The organism is Arthrobacter sp. HMSC08H08, assembly GCF_001807575.1.
Lineage (GTDB): Bacteria > Actinomycetota > Actinomycetes > Actinomycetales > Micrococcaceae > Pseudoglutamicibacter > Pseudoglutamicibacter albus.
Map to the genome: position 1 here is coordinate 331,155 of NZ_KV789376.1, position 10,691 is coordinate 341,845.

Genomic DNA, 10,691 nt, shown 5'->3' on the forward strand with positions numbered 1-10,691 from the left:
AAGAATATATTGGAGGAATCGACAGAACATACCTCGTCAGGATTGAGACGCTGATGGATGGCCTCAAGTAACGAGGCATTCGGTACCGTTGATCGCAATACACGCTGGTGGATAACCACATGGCCACCACTGTGATGCCTTACCCCGCGCTCACTGAGCAGATCCAGCGCCGGCTCGATTCGATCATCGAAATGGCCATTCACGTCGACCGGGCAGGTGTGACACAGGTTCCCCTTCGTAGTCGCTGGACCATTGATTCTTTTCGTCTTCTTTCTCATTGATGCGTCGCTGATCTCTTTGTTAGCGGTCTGGATGGCCAAGGCGGCGAACGAGGGCAGTTTAGAGCGCAATCAATTAATCGGCATCCGGACCAAAGCGACCTTCGCATCGGATGAGGTCTGGGATGTAGCGCACAAAGCGGCGATCCACTACTCCATTCCCACCGTCGCCTTGGCGCTGCAAGTCGTCATCCTGATCTGGGGTAGCGTCATAGGCCACCGGCGTGCCAAGGATGTCGCGTCCTAATAGCGGATCAACAACTGGGCGAACGCGCTGTTTCGCCGCAGGAACCAAGCTCTCTCCGCCCCGCCCCTACCCAGCCTTCTGCTTGCTAGCATCAACGTATGGCTCGCAAGCGTAAAACTCTGCCTTCGAACTTTGCTGAGATCCTCGAAAGCGGCGACCTCGATGCGATGAAGGCTGTCTACGATACGTGCCTGCTGGAAGCGACCACCGGGTATTACAAGCGAACAGCGCTCGCGTTGGTTGATTCCCCACCGGAGTTGGTGCGGTGGCTGCTCGAGCAGGGTCTTGACATCGATATTCAGGACCGCTTCGGCTACACGCCGCTGGCTGCCGCCGCGAGCGACTGGGACATCCCACGTATGCAGCTGTTGCTGGAGCTTGGCGCCAACCCCAATCCTGAAAGCAGGTACCTACCGCTCATGATCGCGGCGAACTCGTACCGCGTCGAAGCCGTGCGTTTGCTCCTCGAGCACGGCGCCAACATCCATGCTCTCGAATGGCCACACGACTACACCGCAGCTGACAAAGCCGTGGCTCACTCCTACGGAGGCTACAAGCTACCTTACATCGTGGAGACTTTGTCCTTCCTGCTCGACGCCGGCGCGCACCTGACCGACGATGGTCGCCGCTTTGTTGCGAAGCTCGGTAAGGAACATGCCCAGACCGCGCGATTGAGGAAGGAAACCACCGACGGGACCCGAGCCGTCGACGCCGCTATGGAGGAACTGTATCGGCTCTCCGGAGTGCCGCCAGTGCAACTGATCGAACCGCACGATGGAACTAGCCGCATCGAGGTCCCTGACCTTCCGGTGCGGAAACAGTTCTCGTGGCTGTGGGATTACCTGGTGCCCATGGGTGGGCCAGCGGAGACCGTGCAGGGTGAGGTGGTGCGCATCGCGGGCAGGATCGGCGGCGAGCTGTTCAATAACGGCGGCGGGAACTGGGACGACGACTACCGGGCTATGTGCGATACCTGGCTGGACATCGTCGGAACCCATGCTGTGCCCATCGCGTCGTTGAGGCGGGGGCTCCTTGACGAGGCTGCGCTCAAGGCTATCGAGGCGGCCTCAGTGCAGTACGTGATCGAGCACCCTGAACCGGTGCCGAACAGTGGCGAGCTCCCCTACCAGCGATAACCCAGCGCAGGGGTTACCCGAGCGTAGAGATCCCCTAATACTTGCGCAGACGCTCCAACGGTGTGCTGTCGGTTTGCTGAACACGCTGACCGGCGAACTAGTCAGTCACATCGGCTTGCAGGAGCACGGCTCAGAGAGGATCTTACTTCCCTGCTTTAATCGGCCAGGGCTACTTCTAATTTGATTCGATCGGGATCCTCAAAATAGACTGCATAGCTTTCGCCTCCACCTGCATGGGGGTACCTGTCGTCATACAACAAAGTGACCCCTTTGGATAAAAGTTTTTCTCTCAGCAGGTCAATCTCTTCAGTGGCGGCGCAAGAAAAAGCTAGATGATTCAAGCCTATATTGCATCTGTTGTATCCGTGCGCCACATATTTCTTTTGGGCTTGAACGAAAACAAGATACAGTCCGTCTTTCTTGTATGAGAAGCCTTCTTCCCATTCTTGGTATATGAAAAATCCCAGTGCCTCTAGTAGCCAGGAGTAGAATTCTCTACTCCTGGCTATATCACTCACATAAATTTCTATGTGATGCATGCATCAAACCTGCTTTTTGCTCGTCCAGGAATAAAAGCCAGCTCCGCTCGGCCTGTTTCGACCGTTAGGTCGATAGGTCTACTTCGTCCCAGTCTGTTTCCGGGTTGAACAGCCAAGACAGCGCACGGTGCCATTCGAGCAATGTGCCGGCGGTCGGGACGTCGATAGTAGCCTGCCGTTCAGGATGTGCCCGTTCATCGTCGGCGATCCACCGCATCGAACGAACAAACTCGTACTTCTCGCACATTTCGGTCAACGCGGCCAGCGAGGTCACATTCTCATAGACAGCGGCCTCACCGTTGTCTGCAACCCATGTGACTAGCGGCCCCGGGCTAACCTGAAGTTCACCCTCCGGAAGCTCCCAGAGGCCTACCACATGCGCGAGCATCTGCGCCGCTTCGACCTGCCACTCCAGCTGCGCCGCCAAGTTCCGTGCCTCCGCACCGGCAGGCGTCTCGGTTTGGGCCGTCGCTCCGGATTCGAGCAACTCAACAAACCGCGCTTCCATTGGTGTCAGCGTCTCAAACGCCCCAGGTAGCACGCCACGAATCGCTTCCAACGGCGCCCCATCCTCAGTAAAGAAGTGGCCCGCCAGCTCAGTAGCCGCAATGAGCGAAATGAACCGTTGAGCAATCTCGCGCTCTCCGCGCACCACAACCTCAAACTCGCTACGCACCGGAGGATAATGCTCAGGCAACTCCACACCGGTATCCCGTGTGATTCCTGCCCGCACACGCTGTGCCCGTTCCCAAGCCGCAGGATGATACGGCACGGAGCCTCCTGCGATGATGTCCTCGCCATGGACGTTCACTACCGCGCCGTCAGGCATCAAGAACACCGCATTAGTTCGCTCCGCCCAGTCCTCCAAGCCGCGCAGGTCCTCACGCTCGAACACATACTGGCGCCTCGTATCCGCGATGTGACGGATGAGCCCGAACATGCTCGGTGTCATCTCCTGACCGCCGCGCTCCCACACGTATCCGGTGAAGCCACGCCGCTGCTGTTCCATCTCCGGGGTATCGAAACTACGCTGTTGCGAATACGGTCCTTGGACCTCGTCTTTGACCGTCGCGAATGCAGTAATAGGCATGCCTGAACTTTATCCCAGCTCACTTCCCCCTGCTAGACGTAACAGCTGGATAAGCACGCTACGCTAGAGCAGTCCACCCGCCCCTCAAGGCTGTGAGTCAGGTACATTGTGACGCATGACCGTACCGCCAGATCTCACCTGGATTGATACACCCAACGGATACGCGCTGACCATTGCAGATGGCGTGATTCTGGCCCGCAATTCCAAAGGTAAGGTTTTGAAATCTGTGCCGGCCGCAGTGAAGAAAACTGAGATCTTTCTTGATCTCCAGGACCTGCGCACCTGGTTGCAGGACCACGATGCTGAGTGCGGGGCGACAGTGCAGAAGTGGCTAGTGCGCTCGTCGCCGGTTCCCTCCACCGTTCTTGCAGCGGTCTGGCCGGATGAGACATGGCAGTCCTGGCTACGCGGCCTGTTCATTCAGCCTGTTGACGAAGGCGGAACGTCTAATGCGGGGACGGCAGGGTTCTTGCAGGACGTCAACGCCGCTAATGATCAGATCAGTTTGCGCATCCTCAACCGAGACGGGCAGACGCGCACTCTCGTGTCCGAGGAGATCCTCATCCCCCACCCCACGTTGATTGAGGATCTGGCTAGTCTTCAAAAGCTAGCTGCGGGTCTAGGCATCCAGCAGCGCTTCGATCAGTTGCATCGCGCGGCATATGAACTGCCGGACCCGCTTCCGGATGAGTCTGTGACTGCGTTAGACACGTGGGCAGGCGCGCGGTTCGATCAGGGCCTCTTTGCCGTCGCCCGCGCCCACGCAGCTGGCTACAGCATTCAAGGTGACTTCGCGGTGACCCACATCCACGAGGACGGGCGCCTGGTGCTGGCCCAGTATCGGATTGGGGCCGCGAACAACCGCACAGAAGAGTCGTGGACGGGTGAGCTCTCCTGGCTGGTTAATGGCAAGACCATTCCGGTGAGGGAGCTTGGACCCGTGGCATACAGCGAAGGTGTCCGCATGGCCACACGCATTCACGATGGTGGGACGGTGAAAGAAAATGACTGATGACCGCACTATCACCGAACACGGCGGCATCACGCTGCAGCCTAACGATGCATCGTTCCCGCTCCGCGCGGCAACTTTCGCCCATGCTACGTTGCCTGGCCGCAACATCGTCAAACTCATTCCGGAACCACTGTTGGAAGCAGAGACCCTCGCTCTTGCGGTGTCTGGCATCGAATTCAAGGGCAGCACTCGCGTAGGCCACATTCAGCGCCGTGGAACCGGGTTCCCAGCATGGCCTGTCCTCACCGACCCGAAGAATGCTCGGCACGCACTGAACCTTGTTGCGGACCTGAAACGAGCAACCCGCCTCGCCAAGTCGAAACCAGGGACCACCAAAGCAAATATTCTCGCACTGGCCACCACGTTGGAGGAGAGCGCGCCACACTTCCTGCCAACATTCCTAGAAGAGGCAGCACGCGCCTACCTCCGCGCAGGAAATATCCCATATGCTGCGCACATGTTCACTCGTGCACGCGAGATTGAGCGCCGCTATGCAGTGCCTATCGACGAAACACGGCACCGTGACGTCTTCCTAGAATTCGCTTACGCCGGGGCAATCAACCATAAAGAACTCACCGCTGAGGCGAGCAGTTTGTCCCGGAGGCTTGAGCCGGCTGAAGCCTTGGAGAGATTCCGAACCCTATGCATCGAATGTGCCCACAGCGGCTTGTCTCCCCACGCCAGCTTGAAGAAAGATGTAGCCAAGCTGGCAAAGGCCGCCGGACTGGACCCTGCTGAGGAAGAAGCCCGCCTTATCCGCGAGCTGCTACGCACCAGTTCGGTCGAGTACGCTGCCCCCAGTTTTTGGAAGAACTACTATCCCGCTATACGCAGGGCAGCACAGCACGATGCGGAACTACGCGAGCATCTGTTAACACTGCAACCGAGAAATGCAGAACCTGATGCCTGGATTGACCTGCTTCAGGCAACTGGCTCACTCGAATTAGTCAAGCAGGGCACCCACCCCGAGTTCGTTCCCCTCATTTTGACGTTCGCTTCACAGCACAAAAGCGGCCGCACACAAGCGAATGCGAAACTGGCGCCATTGCTTGCGGAACTTCTTCCACAAGCTGGATGCACCTCCATGGGGGTGGAGCGGGGAACGCTCAGTCAAATACCCCCTGAAGCATGTGAGCAACTTGCGGCCCACGGCGTGAGGTTGACCGTGCATAGTGGGCCCCTCAAGCCATTCATCAATGTGGCGAACTGGGCATACAGTGAAAACCGGGCTCCGCTTCCACACCTGATTGCTGATGAACAGTACCGGCAGTACATCATCAACGGCATCGACAAGAATCTCACGGACCCCGACGTCATGTCTGCTGTTGCCGCGGACCCATACCTCCGTCCGCTGGTGATTGAACTCCTCACCGCGAAGGTCGAGCTTCTTGAAGCCAGCGCACCAACCGTAGATCGGCTGGTTGGTGCAACCCGGTATGTCCGTGGCTTCGAAGCAGTTGACGATGAACAAGTGCAGAACTTACTGGACCGTGTACGGACCTACCACAAGGATCCTGCCGAGGTACTGGCGGAAACACTGCGCCGGGGACTGCTCGAGGAGTTGGGGTGGCATGAGTTTGAGAAAGCCTACGGCTCTGTAGAGTCACACGATTTTTCCAATACAAACCGCGCTCAGGACTGTTGGCCGGGCGTGGTGGTCTATAACAACAACCAGGCGACATACGTGTCTGGCCGCACCACTCGGGATATCCCTCACGGGACTGATGAACCTATCATCGGGGCCACCGAGGTTGATGGACAGTTTGCACTGTTGACCTTGGACCGAGAAACCGGCGAAGAACACATCAACTGGCCTGCTTCCGGCGCGCGCCTCCCGGTTAAGCAGCATTCAGGCTCTGGACATCTTCCCGGCGGGTCTGTGCCCGTTCCGGGCGGTCGTCTTATCGACTCAAAGACAGTTATTCGCCCTGATCACCACACCTGGAATAACCGAAACGCGCAGTTCTTCGTAGAAGAAGACCGCATCTGGATTCTCCAGCACGATCGGACACTCGTTGAAATCGATCCGGAAACCGGTGCCGAAGGCCCTCAATCCATGCCGGAATGGATTCAAGAGCAATGTAAACGCCACCCCGACCTTATTTTTCAACCGTTCCATTCACAGTTGCGACCTGTCACCGAGGCGACCACCGATTCCCCTTTCTCCACTGCGCAGGGGTATCACCGGCACGCAGTGTTCTACAGCCCTAATTCCCCGGATTTCGCGCTCATCGTTGACACGGATGGCACTGAGTACCCGATTACAGGCGAAGATGCACAGCGAGCATCGGGTGTCGTCCGCTTGCCTGATGGGCAACCGCGCATTCTGCTTCGCACAGATTGGGGCTACTCGCTCCTCCACCCTGAGGACGGAGCAACCACGCGTTATTACGGAGTAGATTTCAACACCGCTCTGTGGTGGCACCATACCCGGCCACGGGACCCTCAGCTCAGTTCGCGGTTGCGCACGATCACCGCAGACCACGTGCGTCCAGCTCTTGAGTACATCGCAGCGAACATAGCTGCAGCTGGAGATTCTAAGCAGCGGAGAAGGCTGTATGCAGAAGTCTCCAACAAGCTTGGCGTGAACTCCCCAGCCTTGTGCTCGGCGGTTATCCAGCATGCTCGTAACGTGCTGGAGTCCTGGCCACAACCAGACGTTGCGGGTCCACTTGACACCCTGCCGGACGCACCCACGTTTGAGCAACATCACGCACCGCTTACCTCGCTTCTGAGCCGCTACTGGTTCCGGATCAAGGTCAAAGAAATTTGGGACGATACAGCTAAGCTGGGCCTTCACCAATACCCACTGTCCAAAACGAACACCACCGAGACAAGCGCCAATGAATCGCTTGATTTTGGCGCTAGCGGCACCCACGTCTGGTCTGAGCTGCTCGGCGCCACGGACGGTCTTCTTGCTCTAGCAGCGCTCCCAGACCGCACTGCCGAGGAGATTCAAGGCTTGAAGGAACTGTGGCTCGTGATGCGTACAGCCGGTGTAGTGGATGCTACTGACCTGGTCGTGGACGAGATTGAACCGCCCGAAGACGTGGCGGTGGACTACACCTTCAGCTATCCCTCATCCGTACTCATCAGCGACTACTCTAGAAGGCCCCTGCAGCTTCTGCGCAAAGCCAGCGACGGGCCCGTCGTGATCGATGGGAACACCTGCCCTGAGGTGAACCGGCGTGAGTTTTCGCCTGGCCGTACGGATCTGGAGCCGATCTTTGATGCTTTACTCGAGCGTGTCACAGAAAACGGGCCTGCACCGTGGTCACCTGAGCCAGGAATCGCGTTCGCCGAAGCTACTGGAATGCCCGTGGCTAACGCACATTTGGTGATGGTGGGCTTCCCCAATTTCAACGCGGACTTTGTCAATTTCGTGCCCAAAGAGCTGCGCACAACAATGGGTCTGAAGGTGAATGAGGTTACAGAAGCTCGGGCGAGGCTCAACGAGTTCCAGGGGGACTTCCTGAGTGTGCTCGCCGCCGGTGTCCCCGAGGATCCCGCGGAACTGTTGGATCAAGGTCTTGATGTTCACGCCATGGCTGCTCGTTGGCCTGGAACAAGAACTGCCCTGGGTGCAGCGCCCCCTGAGTGTCTTGATCGCATACCAAAACACCTACCGAGCAAGACGGTGGAGTCTGTCCTGGCAGGTGAACATAGTGAAGAAGACTGGACAACCGAAGTCGCAGCAGTGCTCTGGCTGGCCCACGAGCTGGACCTATCCGATGCCCGGCGCGCCGCCCTTGCTGGCTACGTTGAGGAGTTGATCCACTCCCCTAGCGGCCTGGACGATGTCAAGGCTGGCAGCATTTTTGATGATGCCGACTTGCAGCGGACCATGGGATTCACCATCGATGACGCTCTGCAGTCCAGCCGGTTCCGAGTCGAAGCGACCGACTGTACGCTCCGTGACCGTCTGCGCGTAGACCTCACGGGCATCGATGATCCGGAAGACCCAGACCTTCACTTAGCACGCCGCTGGTGTACTGAAAACTATGGAGATATGGGGACACTGACAGCTCTCAACCTGACGCTTTCCGGCAGGCTTTCCACCTATGCACAGTGGCTGCGTGGAAAATACGATGGCGGCGATCCGCATGATCCACTCGCTGTGGTCCCGCAGCTCGTGGCTAAAGCCAGCACCACGCTGGGTGTGAGTGAGGACGCTGCACGCTACTATCTGCAACTTTTGGCGTGGCCGGATCCGACGGATGCGAATGTGCGCCGCTGGAATAGCTGGCAAAAGGCGGAAATCACCGCGGCGGGCAAGGAATTGCTCGCGCTGGATGTCGTTGTTGAAGCGAAACGGTCACGTTCCAGACGCAGTTTCTTCCTCCAAGGTAGTTGGGTTGAAGCCGTTCCACCGCATCTACCGTTGGAGAGCTGGAAAGTAGAGCCCTTTGCGATGCGCCTCAACGCTGCCGGTAGCAAGTACGAACCTGGGCTGGGAGTTCCCCTCGCGCCGCTACCAGCGCCGGAGTGGTTTGCCGCATGTTGGGAGCGTTCCCAAGGCGAAGACGCCCCACGATTTTCGGAGCTGAAAACCACGCGAGGAAAACGCTGAACACCTGTAGGCGAGCAGCCAGACGCGAACATTGCGGGGTCACACATGAACCTGAAGTGTCCCAGGTCTTGTTCGGTTTGAGTAGATGGGAAAGTCTGGAATATGCCAAAGAAATTTGATCAAGATGCCTAGGATCGCGTGGTCCGCCTTGTTGAGGATCGCATCTTGGCAGAGAACCTTTCTATGCAAAATGCGTGCAAGATTGTGGCGCCGAAACTGGGTGTTTCATGGCACACCGCCAGGCTGTGGACACAGGCAGCTCGACGCGATAGACGCATTTTGAACGGATGCCGAAAGACTTGGCAGCTGAAATCGTCAATGGAAACTAAGGCACAAGCCTAGGAACAAAACTCGGGACACTTCAAGAACTCATCCTGCCTTAGATTTTCAGTATGCTTGATGAAAGTTCATAGCCGGCTGAAACTAGTTCCTCTGCCGCTTTAGAAATAACGCCGAATATGGATAGCTAAACTCGATAGGAGGTGCTGTGGCACCAGCCCACGACACCCCCATGTCTTACGACGAACATTCCGAGAAAAACAATGACCTCGGGGGTATACCGATGTTTCGCGGCATTGACCTTCCCGAGGCCTATCGCCTTCCATCTTATCACGCTCCCGCTGTGAGTCGTGAGACGTTGCAGGAGTGGTTCTCGCCTGCCAGGCTCAGCCGCTACCGGATCGAACCGGTCGACACCTGGTACGTGTGGAACACCAGGATCTCGAAAGCCTTCTTGGAAGACATCAGCCATATCGAGGTGCTCCTGCGAAATTTCATTGACGTGAGGCTACGCGCTGCTGCTGGCATCAGATGTTGGTGGGACTCCCCGAAATACCAGATCCGTGGCTTCCGGAATAACGTCCGGAAAGCCAAGAACCGACTGAAGCAAGCAGGGCTGGAAGCAACCCCTGATCAGATCGTCGCAAGTCTGTCACTCGACAACTGGCGCTTCCTACTCACACAACGTCTGGAAGCTACCGTCTGGAAATCCCTCACCGATCTGCGTAACGGGGGCATGCCCCACTACCCTGGCCGTAGTCATAGTGACTTCGAAGCAAACGTAGAACTCATCCGAAAAGTCCGCAACCGCGCTTCACATCAAGAACAGTAACCTGCGTTCACCACACCGGCACCGATGACATTTGTCATCCCCTATCCCACAGATTCTCATTTTTCTCATGCGTGCACGCCCTACCGCTTTGAGTCCGGGGTACAGATAAGCGTGGTCGGGTGCTAGTTCAAAATGGCCGCACGATCAGTGCACGGTTGAACGCTGGTTGAGTTTCCGGTCCACATGCAAGCAACGGCCGATGACGTCCAGGATTAAATCCACGGAATCGTAATCAACTTCGATGTCGGGTGTAGTCACCTTGCTACCTCCAGTTGCCTTCGGGCTACACACAGAATCATGCTTGATTGGAAGCCTGCTCGTAAAGCTTGAACAAGAGGGCCACGATCTCACTCTCGGGACAGCCCGGTTCGAGCCCGTAGGCGCGTTCCACGGCAGCGTCGAGAGCTTCATGCGCCGCTTTGAGGTCGGGGTACAGGAAATCGCTCTTAAGGTCATACAGTTGTGCGATGGTGGCGCCGGAGTACTGTGCGCGGGCATCGAGCACTCCCTGCCCGAGCCGAGCAATCTCAGCGCGCTGTTGCTCAGTCACTTCCGGCCACACGAAGTTGTTGTAGACCATACCGATTGAATAGCGGTAATCGGACTTCAACCGTCCCGCTACCACTCGCATCCAGGCATTATGAGTACGTGATTGGATGACCCCGAAATGGTAACGAGTTGAAGCGTCCTGGGTTTAGTTCCTACCTC

General features: G+C 57.3%; 8 protein-coding genes and 1 pseudogene. 5 read left to right on the forward strand and 4 right to left on the reverse strand.

Translation table 11 applies throughout. The annotated features are described in order from the left end of the window. The first annotated feature begins 252 nt into the window (after positions 1 to 252). Both HMPREF3175_RS02715 and HMPREF3175_RS02720 read left to right on the forward strand, forming a co-directional pair. The gene (locus HMPREF3175_RS02715; protein WP_070490559.1) at positions 253 to 525 is read left to right on the forward strand and encodes an SdpI family protein; all 273 of its coding nucleotides are present in this window, start codon (positions 253 to 255) and stop codon (positions 523 to 525) included. 98 nt (positions 526 to 623) lie between these two features. Next, complete coding sequence (locus tag HMPREF3175_RS02720) at positions 624 to 1,661, forward strand: ankyrin repeat domain-containing protein (RefSeq protein ID WP_070490560.1); 1,038 nt, start codon at positions 624 to 626, stop codon at positions 1,659 to 1,661. A gap of 155 nt (positions 1,662 to 1,816) precedes the next feature. Here the strand turns inward: HMPREF3175_RS02720 and HMPREF3175_RS02725 are convergent, their stop codons facing one another. Both HMPREF3175_RS02725 and HMPREF3175_RS02730 read right to left on the reverse strand, forming a co-directional pair. Next, positions 1,817 to 2,200, reverse strand: coding sequence for a VOC family protein (locus tag HMPREF3175_RS02725; RefSeq protein WP_035754417.1), 384 nt, complete (start codon positions 2,198 to 2,200; stop codon positions 1,817 to 1,819). Between the two features lie 64 nt (positions 2,201 to 2,264). Beyond that, positions 2,265 to 3,290: a DUF4272 domain-containing protein gene (locus HMPREF3175_RS02730; RefSeq protein ID WP_035754415.1), complete on the reverse strand. Its 1,026-nt coding sequence runs from the start codon at positions 3,288 to 3,290 to the stop codon at positions 2,265 to 2,267. A 115-nt stretch (positions 3,291 to 3,405) separates the two neighbouring features. On the opposite strand from HMPREF3175_RS02730, the gene HMPREF3175_RS02735 reads away from it, so the two are divergent. The 3 genes from HMPREF3175_RS02735 to HMPREF3175_RS02745 all read left to right on the forward strand — a co-directional run bounded on the left by HMPREF3175_RS02735 (position 3,406) and on the right by HMPREF3175_RS02745 (position 9,983). Continuing rightward, entirely contained in the window at positions 3,406 to 4,302 is an 897-nt protein-coding gene (locus HMPREF3175_RS02735; RefSeq protein WP_070490561.1) for a DUF4132 domain-containing protein, read from the forward strand. After that, complete coding sequence (locus HMPREF3175_RS02740) at positions 4,295 to 8,872, forward strand: hypothetical protein (RefSeq protein WP_070490562.1); 4,578 nt, start codon at positions 4,295 to 4,297, stop codon at positions 8,870 to 8,872. The genes HMPREF3175_RS02735 and HMPREF3175_RS02740 overlap by 8 nt, the downstream gene beginning before the upstream one ends. A 487-nt stretch (positions 8,873 to 9,359) precedes the next feature. After that, positions 9,360 to 9,983, forward strand: coding sequence for a hypothetical protein (locus tag HMPREF3175_RS02745; RefSeq protein ID WP_218078868.1), 624 nt, complete (start codon positions 9,360 to 9,362; stop codon positions 9,981 to 9,983). Positions 9,984 to 10,278: 295 nt separating this feature from the next. On the opposite strand, the gene HMPREF3175_RS02750 is transcribed toward HMPREF3175_RS02745, so the two are convergent. After that, a complete protein-coding gene (locus tag HMPREF3175_RS02750; RefSeq protein ID WP_370991811.1) occupies positions 10,279 to 10,563 on the reverse strand; it encodes a type IIL restriction-modification enzyme MmeI in 285 nt (94 codons plus the stop codon). Further along, positions 10,546 to 10,650 (reverse strand): annotated as a pseudogene (locus HMPREF3175_RS10610) (type IIL restriction-modification enzyme MmeI); the annotation flags it as partial. The gene HMPREF3175_RS02750 and the pseudogene HMPREF3175_RS10610, both read right to left, overlap by 18 nt. Positions 10,651 to 10,691 lie beyond the last annotated feature (41 nt).

Excerpts from the sequence above, each read along its gene's own strand:
- HMPREF3175_RS02730 (WP_035754415.1), bottom strand. The coding sequence starts at position 3,290 with ATGCCTATTACTGCATTCGCGACGGTCAAAGACGAGGTCCAAGGACCG.
- HMPREF3175_RS02725 (WP_035754417.1), bottom strand. The coding sequence starts at position 2,200 with ATGCATCACATAGAAATTTATGTGAGTGATATAGCCAGGAGTAGAGAA.
- HMPREF3175_RS02740 (WP_070490562.1), top strand. The coding sequence starts at position 4,295 with ATGACTGATGACCGCACTATCACCGAACACGGCGGCATCACGCTGCAG.
- HMPREF3175_RS02750 (WP_370991811.1), bottom strand. The coding sequence starts at position 10,563 with ATGGTCTACAACAACTTCGTGTGGCCGGAAGTGACTGAGCAACAGCGC.
- HMPREF3175_RS02720 (WP_070490560.1), top strand. The coding sequence starts at position 624 with ATGGCTCGCAAGCGTAAAACTCTGCCTTCGAACTTTGCTGAGATCCTC.
- HMPREF3175_RS02735 (WP_070490561.1), top strand. The coding sequence starts at position 3,406 with ATGACCGTACCGCCAGATCTCACCTGGATTGATACACCCAACGGATAC.